The sequence below is a fragment of the Lentibacillus sp. CBA3610 genome (genome assembly GCF_013373365.1).
In the GTDB taxonomy this organism is placed as follows: Bacteria; Bacillota; Bacilli; order Bacillales; family Amphibacillaceae; genus Lentibacillus.
The window spans coordinates 43713-57522 of sequence record NZ_CP035925.1; the positions used below are offsets into that span (position 1 = coordinate 43713).

Consider the following 13810-nt stretch of genomic DNA (forward strand, 5'->3'; position numbering starts at 1 on the left):
ACATCGCGGGGTGGAGCAAGCCGTAATCACCATTGAAATTGCTCCTATGTGCAGGCTTGCGAGGAGTGCATCTCCATCGAAATAGCTTGCAACACGACGAGCAGTTGGGTTAAAATGTCTAAGGAATTATGAACAATTTTATATTTCATTTATATCGCGGGGTGGAGCAGTCTGGTAGCTCGTCGGGCTCATAACCCGAAGGTCGCAAGTTCGAATTTGCCCCGCAATCAAATTGGTCGGTAAGTTCAGTTGGTTAGAATGCCTTGCCTGTCACGCAGGGAGGTCGCGGGTTCGAGTCCCGTCCGGGACCGCCCACTTTAAATATAGTATATAGTACACAGCTGGCTCGGTAGCCTCAGTCGGTAGAGCAAGCCGCTTGCATCATCGAATAATCATCTATGTGCAGGCTTGCGAGGAGTGCTGCTTCACCGAAATTACTTGCAACACGACGAGGATTGAAAATTAGAAGCTAGCATTGAATTGGAGTTATAAACTTTTTGCGGCTCGGTAGCTCAGTCGGTAGAGCAACGGACTGAAAATCCGTGTGTCGGCGGTTCGATTCCGTCCCGAGCCACCACTTTGGATGAATTTAATATGGAGGGGTAGCGAAGTGGCTAAACGCGGCGGACTGTAAATCCGCTCCCTCAGGGTTCGGGGGTTCGAATCCCTCCCCCTCCACCATTTTAAAAGTAGGGGTATAGTTTAATGGCAAAACGAAGGTCTCCAAAACCTTTGATGTGGGTTCGATTCCTACTACCCCTGCCATAATTTTATTATGGCGGTCGTGGCGAAGTGGTTAACGCACCGGATTGTGGCTCCGGCATTCGTGGGTTCGATCCCCACCGGTCGCCCCATATCATTATTGAGATGTTATTGGGCTATAGCCAAGCGGTAAGGCATCGGGTTTTGATCCCGTGATTCGCTGGTTCGAATCCAGCTAGCCCAGCCATTAAAAGCGGAAGTAGTTCAGTGGTAGAACACCACCTTGCCAAGGTGGGGGTCGCGGGTTCGAATCCCGTCTTCCGCTCCATTTTCTTTCCTATTGGCGGTGGCGGTATAGCCAAGTGGTAAGGCAGAGGTCTGCAAAACCTTTATCACCGGTTCGAATCCGGTTACCGCCTCCAAAGTTAACGAATATGCCGGTGTGGCGGAATTGGCAGACGCGCACGACTCAAAATCGTGTTCCTACGGGAGTGTGGGTTCGAGCCCCACCACCGGTATCGACATAGAACGTGAAAAAATTTTAGACTGAAGGGTTCTCACAGTTGTGAGGACTCTTTTTTTATTATCCATTTTTTGGGATTCAGGCAGAAAAATCGTGTGCATCAAGTCGTGTACAGTGAGGTAGACAAAAAAGGCCAGAAGGAAAATTAATAAACTGCAGAAAATAGCAAGAAGGTGGATTTTGAGTGGTAGATTAGTTTAATTATACAAATGCGTCAAAGGTTCCCTGGTTAAATACACTTTCTTAAAACTCGATGTCGTGAAAACGACTAATCCCGATTTCTAACTCTTTTTATACGTCGTTATAGAGAAATAGGTTATATTATCATTATTTCGCAGCTTCACCAGCAGATCCGTAATAATTCATCAATTGCCATATGGTAGAGGCCTTTCCTATCAGAACAGTATTCGCATACATTGTCAATATATCAGGAAAGGAGAAATGTGATATGTGGAAGAAATATGATGATAAAGGAAATCAGGAGGTCAGTTTTTCAAAGGCTAAGGCGAAATCTGATGCCGATTTAAAGTCAAAAGTTGATTTCGACAGCGATATAAAATTTGATAATGAATTTGAAAATGACAACGAAAACGATCTGAAAAACAGAAACCGGAATATCAATATCGCTAGAGTCGTCAACAGTGGAAACTCTTATGTGGATATGGAAGTTGATGTTGAGTGCGAAACTGAATTCGGCGAAGACTTTCAAGATGACGACGAAGTAGCCGGCGTACAGGACGATGAGAACGGTCGGTGCAATTGCAAAAAACGGAAAAAGCATAAAAAAGGTAAACATTAAAACAACCATTATCAAAGTGGGATGGTTTATCCCACTTTGATTCTGAAAGTGAGGCAATAATTATGGAAAGCCTGGATAATTTGTATTCGTTGGATGAGAGGAGAAAAGCCGAGGTTGAAAAATCAGTTGAATCCATTATCAAGGACAGTGGCAATTCTGATGTTGATATAAGCATACTGATTGATACGACACCCATGGCATATGCAATGCTATGCTCATTACTATCCACTCAACAACTAACAAACCATGAATTTGATAAAGCTGTTCGGAAATTAGAGGATTTAACGAAAAATAATGATCACCATTTTAAAGGAAAAAACGATGTTTCGACAGTAAGACTAATGGAGAGGGGGATGAGAAGGTAACCACTTACCTTCTCATTCTACATAACATCAATGAAGAGGTGATTTAAAAGGCCACAAATGTCAGTAACTCCACGTTTGTGAGCATTTTATGATTCGTGTATACCCTGTGATTTTCGACAGACTTTTTCTTATTCCGATATGATATAATTAGTTCTGATTTAATTTGACTTATTAATGGAGCTTGCAGCAGATTTTATTGGCTATCACATCAAGGGTGGAATAACATTGGAACTTAAACCCGTACTCCCCATTCTTTTTACGATAATGTTTCTGGTCATGGTTGGATTTGGGATCATTATACCAGTGCTTCCTTTCTATGCAGAGGAACTGGGAGCGTCGCCAGTTGAACTTGGATTATTAATGGCTGTTTATTCATTAATGCAGTTTCTATTTGCGCCAATGTGGGGGCGGATTTCTGACAAAATCGGTCGAAAGCCGGTGATTATGGTTGGTATTTTTGGCCTTTCATTGTCTTTTTTCATGTTGGCACTTTCTGCAAATTTATGGATGTTGTTTGCCGCTCGTGTCATTGGCGGTGTATATCAGCCGCCAACATGCCAACAGTCCCAGGCTTACGTGCAGATTATAACGACAGAAGGAAGAGCGCGGTAAGGGAATGGGATCATAGGAGCGGCTACCGGACTTGGTTTTATTTGTGGACCGGCAATTGGCGGTATTTTTACAAATATTAACTTACAAGCACCTTTTTATATTTCAGGGATTTTATCATTCCTCACGCTGATTCTCGTATTTTTTGTGCTGAGAGAATCGATACAACTGGCTTCAACTAAAGCTGTTTCAAAACAAAAAATTCTCATGGCGAAACGTTGCAGGCGGACCATTAGCGATGCTGTATTTTCTGCAATTGTTTATTTCACTGTCGTTATCCGGCCTGGAAGCAACATTCGCTTATTTTGCCGCAGCAACGGCTGGGTTGGATGCTGTTTCATTAGGTTATATTTTTATAATTATGGGACTGGCCAGTGCAGCTGTCCAAGGATCGATGGGAAAATTGACAAAAAATATGGGGAAGCCGCTATCATTCAAGCAGGTATTGTCATGTCAGCGATTAGGTTTTGGACTTATTTCTTTTACACAAGACTTTACACGCCGCTATTTTTCTTTGCTGTTTTCGGTGTCGGTAACGGTGTTATCAGGCCAAGTGTGTCCCTATTATTAACGAAAAAATCTAATACAGGTTACGGCATTGTGACAGGATACTTATCGTCATTTGATTCATTGGGGAGAATTATTGGACCGGTACTGGGAGGTTTCCTGTATTCCATCAGCATTGGCCTGCCTTATATTTCAGGTATTTTCTTATCCATGCTGGCATATATGCTGTTTCGGGTTTATGCGTCAAGATCAGATTTCGGAAGGTATCAAATATCCTCGAAAAATTAAGCAGAGTATTAACGATCACTTTTTAAACATGGATATGCTCTAATTATGAACTTATAGAAGCAACATAATGAAACAACTCCCTTCACGAGAAAGGGAGTTGCTGCAACATTAATGTCTTATAAATAATCTCTTCTTAATTCCTCTGCTGATTTTGGTGAAATATAGCCTGGTGCAATATCATAAACCGTTTTGGCACCATATTGCTTTTCCTGGCTTAATCTGTAGGCTGCTCTCGCATATGCGACTAATACACTTGCGGTGAATTCAGGGTTACTGTCTAATGTGAGCGAGAACTCATAAATTTGTTTGTTATCGTGACCTGTATTTCCGCTTTGTATAACGAAACCGCCATGAGGTGCTTTTGAATGGTCGCGTTCCAGATCTTCCTCTGAAATGAAATTTACTTCGGTATCATAATCAGCGAAATAGTTCGGCATGGTTTTGATTTCATTTTCAATGGCTGCTTTGTCAGCACCCTCTTCAGCTACAATATAGCAAACGCGGCGATGTTTATCTGCTTTGGTTAATTCCGGATTAAGACCATTGCGTACTTTTTCAATTGCTTCCTCAGATGGAATAGTGTATTGCACACCACTTTTTACACCTTCGACCCTTCTGACGGCATCAGAGTGTCCCTGGCTGAGTCCTTTACCCCAGAATGAATAGTTTCCGCCATTAGGCAAAATCGCTTCACCCATAACACGATTAATGGAGAATAAGCCCGGATCCCAGCCAACTGAAATAACAGCGGTTGTATTATGTTTTGTTGCTGCTTCATTAACCGATTGATAAAACTCAGGAATTTTAGCATGTGTATCGTAGCTGTCCACAGTATTGAACATGCTTGCAAAGTGCGGGGTTTGTTCAGGTAAGTCTGTTGCAGAACCCCCGCAAAGCAGCATCACGTCAATATCATTTTGGTAGTCACTTGCTTTATCAATATGTACAGCTTTAACACTTGAGTCATCAAGGTCGAGTGTTTGCGGATCTCTTCTGGTGAAAACGGCAACTAACTCCAAGTCAGCAGTCTCTTTGATAGCTTTTGCGGCACCTTTCCCGAGATTACCGTAACCAACGATTCCGAGTTTGATGTTTTGGCTCATATACAAATCTCCTTAAGTCATGAAAATATATTACCTTCTCATACTACCTTAAATAATTTTAAAAGGAAAATCAAATGTAGAGCAATGGCTGATTTCTAAAGCTGTCCCGGTAGATAAGATAGAAAAGCAGTGGGTCTGAATGGAAAGTACCATTATGGCCCCACTGCTTTTTCTTGTAAGAAGGGTTATTCATTCAAAATAGCAGATACCCGGATCACCGGTATTGAATTGTCTCGGAAAAAGAAATCCTTCTGTGTATGGTGATGATTGACCCATTTTGAGATACATATAGGCTGTATCTGACAGAAATGCTTTGGCACTCTGCACATCACAACGTCCCATGACGATATCGTTCATGATATTTATAGACAACAGGTTCATCGCTTCCTGGTCACACATGGAGGTAACCTCACCTTTTGTACGGTCAATGGTCAGACTGCCATCAAATATGACAATATCGTCATACAATTGTGGTGGGACCTGATAGTCAATCGTTTGTTCCAAAAAGTCAGGATGCGGGTGGGGAAAATTATGCGGAACCGTCTCCCGGTGCACGATTGTGCGTTTCCACGCCCCGTTATGATGCCAGACCAGTTTGCTCTCTGTCGCTTCTTGAGGATAACCATCCTTTTGGATGATTTCTTTTGCTCCCTTTAGAGGGTTGCCTTCCCAATTCTTCAAAATTTGCTCTGGGTGTTTATCCATTTCATCGCCTCCAAGCCATTTGCCTAGAGGTATTGTATGGTTTCGCCTAATCTTATGTGACTGGTTTAAATAGGAGAAGTTTTTAATGGAATTTAAAAATAATGTTACCGGAGTTCATTGATGGTCCGGTCTTTTTATAATACGATGAGGGAATAGATAATTAGAAAGGCAACGTTACACAACAAACGAAGGGGGATGGCGTTTCAATGATCGTATTATTTCAGGTAGTCATCCCGATTTTTGCGATCATTTTATGTGGCTTTTTGGCTGGAAGGCTTTCATTATTGTCATTTAACAGCACATCATCGTTAAACAATTTTGTGTATTATTTTGCACTGCCGGCACTATTGTTCTTTTCGCTGGCCACTGCACCGGTGGATCGAATTTTAAATGTGAAATTTATTCTGGCTAATCTATGCATCATTTTTAGCTGCTTTGCTTTAACAGTCCTGATATTTAAATACATATTTAAAAAAACATTTCCCGAAGTCAGCATGTACGGAATGGTTACTACATATGGCAATACCGGTTTTATGGGCATCCCGCTGTTGGTTGCAGCATTTGGGCAGGAAGCCGCTGTGCCGGCAGCGATTGTTACGTTTATTTATGATCTGACCATCATCACGCTGGTTGTCGGATCATTTGAAGCAGCCAAAGCGATGAATAAAAAACATGACGGACAGACAAGCTTTTTATCACTGTCCGGAATGATCGCAAAATCGGTACTACTGAATCCGATTAATGCGTCACTGTTATTAGGGATTATTGTCGCTGTTTCACAAATCCCGCTTCCCGATCCGGTTTATGTATTTACAGATACATTAGGCCCTGCAGCAGGTCCGACTGCCTTATTTGCATTGGGATTGGGGTTAACCGGCCAGCGAAGTGTATTGAAAAACAAAACTTACCAGTTGCCTGAGATGCTTACATTAATTGGCTTAAAATTAATCGCTTTGCCTTTATTCGCGATTTTATTTGTCTATGTTGTGTTCCCGCTGGATGATGACTTATGGGCAACGTCCGTTGTCATACTGTCAGCTCTGCCAACCGGTGCGATTGTTTACGTATTTGCTGAAAAATACCAGACACTCGTGAAGCAAATTCCTTTGTACATATTGGCGACAACCGTCGTTTCGGTTATGACCATCTCGATTTTTCTTGTTGTAATGATTGGATGAGCGTAAACTTTTAACAATCAAGGAAAATCCAAGTCCGGATTTCCTTGATTATTAAAATCTGTCATCCTCTAAGAACGATTACGGCGATGTCTTTCTTTACCGCCTTTCATAGCATTTAATTCTTCTTTGTTTTTGTTCTTTTTCTTTTTCCCTTTATCAGTGCTCATTGGAAACCTCCTTTTCCCATAGTTTGAGCTAATCAAGATAAATCATGTGAAGAATGGTATAGTTGCTTGTATTTCCATGCTGATATTCCCACAGCTAAAGCAGTGGGGTTCTGAATCTATTGTCCTTCTTCGGCCGCGGCCAGCCACAGACACATTTGCATGTGCTCGACATTTAGGCTGTTCAGATACTTGGGACCTTTCCTTCAGAAACTTTCACGCAAAGCAGCCTTCTGCTGCATTAACGACCGCATTTTTGACTTTCGCAAGCCGGTGGTATCACACCGCTGTATGTGTGCATTAGTTTTTTTACACTGATTCCCGAATTTTAAAATCATCTTTTGTCCTTTACAATGTTTGTATTGCTTGGTCATGGCAACTTTAAACAATGGAAAGTGCCTTACATTTGCTTCGATTTGGTTTGGTCCCGATTCATTGGCATTCATCATAAATAAAAAGGCTGAATATAAAGTGAAACTTCATTCAGCGGTGCGGTTCTTACGCTGAATGTTAGTTGAACAGATCGGACCTTTACGGGCAGCTGGCCCCACAAGTCTTTCTTAATTTAATTGTAATATTGAAGTGGGGTCTTGCTGCCCGTTAAGGCGGGGATAAATCACGCTGCAAGCTTTGTATGTCATCAATCACATGCCAGCGCTGTGACAATGGCTTTTTGCTGTATAATATTTTTAAACATGGCAGTACTGGCTGGCTTTTGAACTTCTGAGTATGTACCTCTACAAAAGTACCGCCAAGGCGTATCACTTTTTCGCGCAGTATGGTGATAAACATAGCAGGTGCCCGATGGCCGAATGTTTTTCCAAAACGTTTTTTACGTACATTTTTTTTCCTGTTTTCCCGGATATTTTCGGTTTTCTGTTTTCGTTTTTTGCAGGGCTTTAAAATGCATGGTTTCCGTATAAAAGTGATCACCCAAGCGTGAGAAGTTCATTTGCTAAAGCACGGTGGATAATTTCCGAATCACTGCTGTTTGCGATGCAATTCTTTTAATCTTACACGATGTTTCCGATAACGATTGGAAAATACCCAGGTTTTCTTGCCTTGTTTGATCGTGCCATCTCTATTGAAATTTGCGGGTTTGTCGCGCGTCTTGAAACGGTCCATTTTGCGTTGACCAATCGAATATCACGTGATATTTCTTGAACCTGTTCCGCTAAATTGAATAAGGCAGTTTTTGCTAATGATGAGACAGCCAGGGTTGATGTGCCAATATCCAATCCAACATCTCCTTTTCCAAGCTTTCTGTTTTTGGATGGTGGATACCCGCTGATAACCAAATCAGCAAAATAGCGTATGCGCCCTACTTCTTTTTGAACAATCCGCACAAATTTTAACCCTGTAATTGATCATGTACCGTTTTCTCTTTTCCGTCTGATATGATTGTATAGGAGAATGGTGTCTGTTGATCCAAGTGATGAGGATTTAAGAAAGCATAGGCATCGTTCTTTTTGATTTTCAGTGGCGTTGTCAAATCTTATAAACGAGAATCCATCTATAAACCGCCCAGCCTGTCGTGTTCGTTTTCCCTTCAAACTCTCCATGTCTTTTCGAACAAAGCGGAACATGCTTAGCTTTGCCGAATAGTTTTTTTACTGAATGTCAGCCAGGCGCGGAGGGCTATTTTTTGCGCAAACAGCTGCATCACTTTATTATATGAAAGTGCTGACGAACAGGCTTTACCCACGCGTGTGAAGCAAACTCGGTCAGTCCATATTTTTTTTCTTAAAAGATGAAGCTTTGATTGATTATTTTCTTTTCCTGATAGCGAGGCATCATGGTCATCTTTTGCCAATTTCTTATTAAGGCCCTGCAGTTGCCGAATTAATCGCTTGTATGCCTTTTCCGCTTCATTTGTTTTTCACGTTTCAAGTATTCCAGAACGGTATTATATATGATGCGGCAAATTTCCAATTCATCAGTGATGGCAGCAAATATTCTGTGTTATAGTCTAATTCAAGGGTTACACAAACGTTGGGATGTTGTTTTAGCCAATGTGAACACCTCTTTAAAGGGAACGTATGTTTCATTTTTAGTATACCTATGACAATCAGAAAGCAAGAAATCGGTTACTAAATACACTTAATCTTTTTAAACTTAATTCATTTCAGATACTTCAAGTACACAATCCTTCTTTTTGTGGTGCTCCGTATCTGACCTCACTTTCATCCCATGTCTCAAGACGATGGGCTTTCTCGTTTGGAGAATCTGTAAATTGTACAATAATCAGAAGAAAGAGGACAGGAGGGGATGACATGACCATTCAAACAATATTAGATGAAGTCAGCCATGAAATAAGTAATGTTCCGGGAGTTGTTGGCGTTGTTTTAGGCGGCTCACGGGCAAGAGGGACTCATCATGAAACGTCGGATATTGATATCGGCATCTATTATGATGAAGCAACTGGTTTTGATGTGAAGGCAGTTGAAAAAATAGCTCAACAATTGGATGACAAACATCGGGAAAATCTGGTCAGTTCATTAGGAGAGTGGGGGCCATGGATTAACGGCGGCGGATGGCTTGGTGTTGAGGGATATCATGTTGATTTGATTTTCGGGACATTCACAGGGTCTCACAAGTTATTGATGATTGTTTATCAGGCAATGTTTCATCGCACTATCCACACTGGACATCCACATGCGTTCCTGAATGTCATGTATATGGGCGAAATTGCGATTTGTGAATTTTTAACTGACCCAGAAAAACAAATCGCAGACCTGAAAGCCAAAACGATGCCTTACCCAAGGCATTAAAGATGCGATTACCGGTTATTTCCTGTTTGAAGCGATTTTTTCCCTCATGTTCGCGAAAGATAATGCGGGAAAAGATGATATGACATATGTGGCCGGTCACTGTTTTCGAAGCATAGCCTGCCTGAATCAGGTGTTGTTCGCCTGGAACAAAACCTATTGCATCAATGAGAAAAAAGCAGTACGCATGATTGAAGGATTTCCTGACAAGCCAGAAAATTATAAGAAAAGGACAGATGAGATCTTTTCGCTGATTTCGACCAATCCGGAGAGTACACGCAGCGCTGTAAGCATACTTCAGGAGCTGATTCGTGAAACGGAAGGCTTGGTTGATCGTTCAATTGTTTAACTAAAATTTGATAAATTGGGCGAAGGGATCAACATTTAGCCGAAACTTTACAAGCAGACAAATTTCGGCAGCAGTAAAGAGCGAATTTATGCACGAGAGAGTTGTTCTCACGATTGATCATAGCAAAAAGAAGCGCATTATGCACGAGACAGTTGTTCTCACGAATGATCACAGCAAAAAAGAAGCGAATTATGCACGAGACAGTTGTTCTCACGATTGCTCACAGCAAAAAAGAAGCGCATTATGCACGAGATAGTTGTTCTCGCGATTGATTACAGCAAAAAAGAAGCGCACTTTGCACGAGACGGTTGTTCTCACGATTGATTACAGCGAAAAAGAAGCGCATTATGCACGAGACAGTTGTTCTCACGATTGATTACAGCAAAAAAGAAGCGCACTTTGCACGAGAGAGTTGTTCTCACGATTGTTCACAGCAAAAAAGAAGCGCATTATGCACGAGATAGTTGTTTCTCCGCGATTGATTACAGCAAAAAGAAGCGCACTTTGCACGAGACAGTTGTTCTCTCACGATTGCTCACAGCAATGAAGAAGCGCATTATGCACGAGACGGTTGTTTCCGATTGATCACAGCAATGAGGAAGCGCATTTGCACGAGAGGTTGTTCTCACGATTGATCACACAATGAGGAAGCGCATTATGCACGAGACAGTTGTTCTCACGATTGCTCACAGCAATGAGGAAGCGCATTATGCACGAGAGAGTTGTTCTCACGATTGATCACAGCAATGAAGAAGCGCATTATGCACGAGAGAGTTGTTCTCATGATTGCTCACAGCAAAAAAGAAGCGCACTTTACACGAGACAGGCCTTCTCTCGATCAAAAGTCGCAAATTTAGAGCACAATTTGAACGTGACGAATCTTTATGCTCCCGTTATGAACATAAAAGCTAATAATATATTGCCGCATGCAACTGACAGGCCGACAAAACGCTATGTAGGTCGGATTGTCGGCACTAGATACCCTGTTTTTGGAATCCCCCACCTCAAGACGATAAGGTAAATCCAAGAAGAAAAGAGGGATCCAACTGCCACTCAATCTGTTCTGACATGTACAATGCACTCACAAGCCCGGTAAAAATTAGAATGCAGCAGTCCACCCGCCGTCAGCTGTCAGAACTGTTCCGTTTAGAAAGCTTGAATCCTCGGATGCCAGAATAATGCTGCTTTGCAACTTCCTCGGTTGTTCCGACTCTCGGCATCAACAGCCTGTACTGGTTTGGTACGCTCCATTCCAAACTGACTGACATTTTCCATCGATGATGAAATATTCGTTGCGACACCGCCTGGCGCGATGGCATTACAACGTATACCTTTCTGTGCATACATATAACCCGTGTTTTTCGTGAGACCAATGACTGCATGTTTTTGATGCACCATATGCTGCGCCTGCATGAGCCCCGTTGAATCCGCCGGTTGAAGCAGTATTCACGATAACGCCCTTTCGTTTTCCAGGAAAATGGGCAGGGCTTTACGTATAGCTCTCATAACGCCTTTTGTATTCACATCAAAATGAGACCCCCAGCGTTCATCAAAGAACTTCCCTGCTGGTTCAAACCGTCCATGATCCCTGCATTATTTACTAAAATATCCAACGTGCCAAAATTTTATTCACGGCAGTATCGACCATGTTATCAAATATCTTTGTTTCGCAACATTCACTTGAACAGCCGTAGCTTGTCCATTATTTTTGTTCAATTTCTTTAACGACTGCTTCTGCACCTTCTATGTTAAGGTCAGCAGCCACTACTTTTGCGCCTTCCTTAGCATACAAACCGGCAATTGCTTTTCCCATACCCGAAGCTGCACCTGTTACAACTGCAACTTTGTCTTTTAACTTCATCCTTTTCCCTCCTGAAATGATGATAAATATTGAACATTGTGTACAATAAAATTATACTCGAGGAGGAAAAGAAGCACAAACAACGAAAAATGCGATAAACGTTCAGTAATTGACTTATTTATAAAAATGTTCAGCAATGGAGTGAAAAAATTTGAAACAGGATCTGCGGGTTATTAAAACGCAGGAAAATTTACGCCACGCTTTATTGACCCTATTAAAATCGAAGCCTTGGATCTATAACAAGTAGCCGAACTATGCCGCACTGCAACATCAATCGTGGCACATTTTTATTTACACTACAAAGACGTTCATGGCGTTTTTACACTATTAGTAGGGAATTGTGGAAGATTTAAGACAATCTATGAGGGACCTTATTATAAAGACGAACTTTGCGATTCAGGATATTGAGGCAGATATGATTAAAATATTTCATCATGTCAAGAAATATCAAGGTTTCTATCGGATCGTCTTTGATGAACGTATACCAATGGTGTACTATCATTTGCTATTTGATACCGTGCGCTCAATTATGAAAAAGTCCGTGGATGAAAGGGAATTGGAGGCAAATCAGGATATAAATACGGATTATCTTGTCAGCTACCAGACGAATGCCATTCTCGGTATTTTGATTGAATGGCATCGTGAAGGCTATAAGACTTCAGCCGAGGAACTAAATGAGCAACTCATAGCTATTTTATCTATCAATAGCCCTTTTCGAAAGGATGACAATAGATATTACCCAAAAAAGCAAAGCCGCCCAGTCTGGCGGCTTTACTTTTCGAGTATTATGCACTATGAAATAAATTCTGATTATTTCTTGTTTAATGTCATCGGTCGACGTCTCGAGCACGATGGACAGTTCTTTAAACAAAATGGTTTGTATGTTTGTTAAAAGTTTACTGTCCTGTTCAAAAAACTTTCGGCCTTCTGCTTGATAGACATGTTTTTTCCGTATCAGGGTGTTGGCTGTTTTGGCAATCTCCATCCGGTCTCCGGAGTTGAGAGCAGCATTATAGGTCTTAATCCGGGAATTGCTATTGTCAATCCAGTCAACACCCTTCGATTGGAACGATTCCAGGATTTTTTTTGCTTCATCCTTGTTCATCAATTTCCGCATCATAACGTTTTTGTTTTCTGCAGGGGCGTTTATCGTTAACTGGTGCTGGTTATCTTCAATCGGATGCAGCACATAATAAGTTTTGACAGCTCCATTCACTTCCTTATCAGAGATGTCCTCCACCCGGCATATGCCGTGTCCGGAATAGATAATCAAATCGCCAATATCATGCATTTAGGTATCTCCTTTTAACCACTATTGTAAACCAAGTTGACTATTTCCGTTATATATCTTTTTTGGAAAAATGTCAACTTAATTGACAATGAGGGATGGATTGTATATATTACCAATAGTTAAGGAGTGTTAAAAATGAATTTGGAAAGTCTGAATTTAATTGATATGATCAGCGAACGTCATCTTCAGCTTCGGAAATTATCTGAGAGTCTTTGGGATGAGAGAAGTGACATTTATCTGGCAAAATCAGAGCGGTTTATTCTGGCAAGAATTTATCAGAAGGGAGAGACAACCATTTCTTCGGTGACCAAAAATGTGGATATCTCCCGCCAGGCGACACATAAATTCATTAAGCAGCTTGAGCAAAAAGGGCTGGTGCATATAAAAGCCATGGAACATAATAAAAAAGAACGATCCATCACATTAACGAATTTTGGGAAAGAATGCTATAGAAAAAATGAATCACTGGAGTCAATGCTTGAAAAACAAATTGCCGAAAATATCGGTACCGAAAAAGTGACACAGTTGAAAGAGATTTTAAAATTGGACTGGGGGTTATAATATAGGGCTCAACAAACTTTTGGCATAGGTACGTTTG

General features: G+C 41.3%; 12 protein-coding genes, 10 tRNA genes and 4 pseudogenes. 19 read left to right on the forward strand and 7 right to left on the reverse strand.

Going from position 1 to position 13810, the window contains the following annotated elements; translation table 11 throughout:
- Window positions 1–155: 155 nt before the first annotated feature.
- The 15 genes and pseudogenes from Len3610_RS00240 to Len3610_RS21530 all read left to right on the forward strand — a co-directional run bounded on the left by Len3610_RS00240 (window position 156) and on the right by Len3610_RS21530 (window position 3569).
- A tRNA-Met gene (locus Len3610_RS00240) sits at window positions 156–227 on the forward strand.
- A 6-nt stretch (window positions 228–233) separates the two neighbouring features.
- A tRNA-Asp gene (locus tag Len3610_RS00245) sits at window positions 234–315 on the forward strand.
- Between the two features lie 186 nt (window positions 316–501).
- A tRNA-Phe gene (locus Len3610_RS00250) sits at window positions 502–577 on the forward strand.
- A gap of 19 nt (window positions 578–596) precedes the next feature.
- Window positions 597–681 (forward strand) — tRNA-Tyr (locus Len3610_RS00255).
- Window positions 682–691: 10 nt separating this feature from the next.
- Window positions 692–765, forward strand: a tRNA-Trp gene (locus Len3610_RS00260).
- 13 nt (window positions 766–778) lie between these two features.
- Window positions 779–854: transfer RNA gene (locus Len3610_RS00265), tRNA-His, on the forward strand.
- A gap of 20 nt (window positions 855–874) precedes the next feature.
- A tRNA-Gln gene (locus Len3610_RS00270) sits at window positions 875–949 on the forward strand.
- Between the two features lie 6 nt (window positions 950–955).
- Window positions 956–1030: transfer RNA gene (locus Len3610_RS00275), tRNA-Gly, on the forward strand.
- Window positions 1031–1050: 20 nt separating this feature from the next.
- A tRNA-Cys gene (locus Len3610_RS00280) sits at window positions 1051–1124 on the forward strand.
- 14 nt (window positions 1125–1138) lie between these two features.
- A tRNA-Leu gene (locus Len3610_RS00285) sits at window positions 1139–1220 on the forward strand.
- Between the two features lie 453 nt (window positions 1221–1673).
- Window positions 1674–2024, forward strand: a complete 351-nt coding sequence (locus Len3610_RS00290; RefSeq protein ID WP_176446192.1) for a hypothetical protein — start codon at window positions 1674–1676, stop codon at window positions 2022–2024.
- 62 nt (window positions 2025–2086) lie between these two features.
- The gene (locus tag Len3610_RS00295; RefSeq protein ID WP_176446193.1) at window positions 2087–2389 is read left to right on the forward strand and encodes a hypothetical protein; all 303 of its coding nucleotides are present in this window, start codon (window positions 2087–2089) and stop codon (window positions 2387–2389) included.
- Window positions 2390–2614: 225 nt separating this feature from the next.
- Window positions 2615–3001, forward strand: a complete 387-nt coding sequence (locus Len3610_RS21520) for an MFS transporter (RefSeq protein WP_369693620.1) — start codon at window positions 2615–2617, stop codon at window positions 2999–3001.
- 63 nt (window positions 3002–3064) lie between these two features.
- A pseudogene (locus Len3610_RS21525) lies at window positions 3065–3205 on the forward strand (tetracycline resistance MFS efflux pump); the annotation flags it as partial.
- Window positions 3206–3236: 31 nt separating this feature from the next.
- Complete coding sequence (locus Len3610_RS21530; RefSeq protein WP_369693621.1) at window positions 3237–3569, forward strand: hypothetical protein; 333 nt, start codon at window positions 3237–3239, stop codon at window positions 3567–3569.
- A 340-nt stretch (window positions 3570–3909) separates the two neighbouring features.
- Here Len3610_RS21530 and Len3610_RS00305 read toward each other — a convergent pair whose 3' ends face one another.
- Together Len3610_RS00305 and Len3610_RS00310 are read right to left on the reverse strand one after the other, a co-directional pair.
- Window positions 3910–4896 carry a diaminopimelate dehydrogenase gene (locus Len3610_RS00305; RefSeq protein ID WP_176446194.1) on the reverse strand — a complete coding sequence of 329 codons (987 nt, stop codon included), beginning with the start codon at window positions 4894–4896 and terminating at the stop codon, window positions 3910–3912.
- 189 nt (window positions 4897–5085) lie between these two features.
- Window positions 5086–5601 carry a hypothetical protein gene (locus tag Len3610_RS00310; RefSeq protein ID WP_176446195.1) on the reverse strand — a complete coding sequence of 172 codons (516 nt, stop codon included), beginning with the start codon at window positions 5599–5601 and terminating at the stop codon, window positions 5086–5088.
- 206 nt (window positions 5602–5807) lie between these two features.
- On the opposite strand from Len3610_RS00310, the gene Len3610_RS00315 reads away from it, so the two are divergent.
- Window positions 5808–6779, forward strand: a complete 972-nt coding sequence (locus tag Len3610_RS00315; RefSeq protein WP_176446196.1) for an AEC family transporter — start codon at window positions 5808–5810, stop codon at window positions 6777–6779.
- A 764-nt stretch (window positions 6780–7543) separates the two neighbouring features.
- On the opposite strand, the gene Len3610_RS00320 is transcribed toward Len3610_RS00315, so the two are convergent.
- The 3 genes from Len3610_RS00320 to Len3610_RS00330 all read right to left on the reverse strand — a co-directional run bounded on the left by Len3610_RS00320 (window position 7544) and on the right by Len3610_RS00330 (window position 8756).
- Window positions 7544–7735 (reverse strand): hypothetical protein, encoded by a 192-nt coding sequence (locus Len3610_RS00320; RefSeq protein WP_176446197.1) that lies wholly within the window; start codon window positions 7733–7735, stop codon window positions 7544–7546.
- A 221-nt stretch (window positions 7736–7956) separates the two neighbouring features.
- A complete protein-coding gene (locus tag Len3610_RS00325) occupies window positions 7957–8289 on the reverse strand; it encodes a hypothetical protein (protein WP_176446198.1) in 333 nt (110 codons plus the stop codon).
- 242 nt (window positions 8290–8531) lie between these two features.
- Entirely contained in the window at window positions 8532–8756 is a 225-nt protein-coding gene (locus Len3610_RS00330; RefSeq protein WP_176446199.1) for a hypothetical protein, read from the reverse strand.
- 460 nt (window positions 8757–9216) lie between these two features.
- Here Len3610_RS00330 and Len3610_RS21535 point away from each other — a divergent pair.
- A pseudogene (locus Len3610_RS21535) lies at window positions 9217–10060 on the forward strand (nucleotidyltransferase domain-containing protein).
- Window positions 10061–11159: 1099 nt separating this feature from the next.
- On the opposite strand, the pseudogene Len3610_RS00340 reads toward Len3610_RS21535, so the two are convergent.
- Window positions 11160–11921 (reverse strand): annotated as a pseudogene (locus Len3610_RS00340) (SDR family oxidoreductase).
- Between the two features lie 415 nt (window positions 11922–12336).
- Here Len3610_RS00340 and Len3610_RS20350 point away from each other — a divergent pair.
- Window positions 12337–12606, forward strand: a pseudogene (locus Len3610_RS20350) (TetR-like C-terminal domain-containing protein); the annotation flags it as partial.
- A 9-nt stretch (window positions 12607–12615) separates the two neighbouring features.
- On the opposite strand, the gene Len3610_RS20355 reads toward Len3610_RS20350, so the two are convergent.
- Window positions 12616–13212 (reverse strand): CarD family transcriptional regulator, encoded by a 597-nt coding sequence (locus Len3610_RS20355; protein WP_255259717.1) that lies wholly within the window; start codon window positions 13210–13212, stop codon window positions 12616–12618.
- Between the two features lie 135 nt (window positions 13213–13347).
- Between Len3610_RS20355 and Len3610_RS00350 the strand changes: the two genes are divergently transcribed.
- Window positions 13348–13773 (forward strand): MarR family winged helix-turn-helix transcriptional regulator, encoded by a 426-nt coding sequence (locus Len3610_RS00350; RefSeq protein WP_176446200.1) that lies wholly within the window; start codon window positions 13348–13350, stop codon window positions 13771–13773.
- The last annotated feature ends 37 nt before the right edge of the window (window positions 13774–13810 follow it).

What these genes read in the sequence shown, in the direction of transcription:
- Len3610_RS20355 (WP_255259717.1), bottom strand. Translation starts at nt 13,212, where the DNA reads ATGCATGATATTGGCGATTTGATTATCTATTCCGGACACGGCATATGC.
- Len3610_RS00295 (WP_176446193.1), top strand. Translation starts at nt 2,087, where the DNA reads ATGGAAAGCCTGGATAATTTGTATTCGTTGGATGAGAGGAGAAAAGCC.
- Len3610_RS00310 (WP_176446195.1), bottom strand. Translation starts at nt 5,601, where the DNA reads ATGGATAAACACCCAGAGCAAATTTTGAAGAATTGGGAAGGCAACCCT.
- Len3610_RS00305 (WP_176446194.1), bottom strand. Translation starts at nt 4,896, where the DNA reads ATGAGCCAAAACATCAAACTCGGAATCGTTGGTTACGGTAATCTCGGG.
- Len3610_RS00350 (WP_176446200.1), top strand. Translation starts at nt 13,348, where the DNA reads ATGAATTTGGAAAGTCTGAATTTAATTGATATGATCAGCGAACGTCAT.
- Len3610_RS21530 (WP_369693621.1), top strand. Translation starts at nt 3,237, where the DNA reads ATGCTGTATTTTCTGCAATTGTTTATTTCACTGTCGTTATCCGGCCTG.
- Len3610_RS00290 (WP_176446192.1), top strand. Translation starts at nt 1,674, where the DNA reads ATGTGGAAGAAATATGATGATAAAGGAAATCAGGAGGTCAGTTTTTCA.
- Len3610_RS00320 (WP_176446197.1), bottom strand. Translation starts at nt 7,735, where the DNA reads ATGTTTATCACCATACTGCGCGAAAAAGTGATACGCCTTGGCGGTACT.
- Len3610_RS00315 (WP_176446196.1), top strand. Translation starts at nt 5,808, where the DNA reads ATGATCGTATTATTTCAGGTAGTCATCCCGATTTTTGCGATCATTTTA.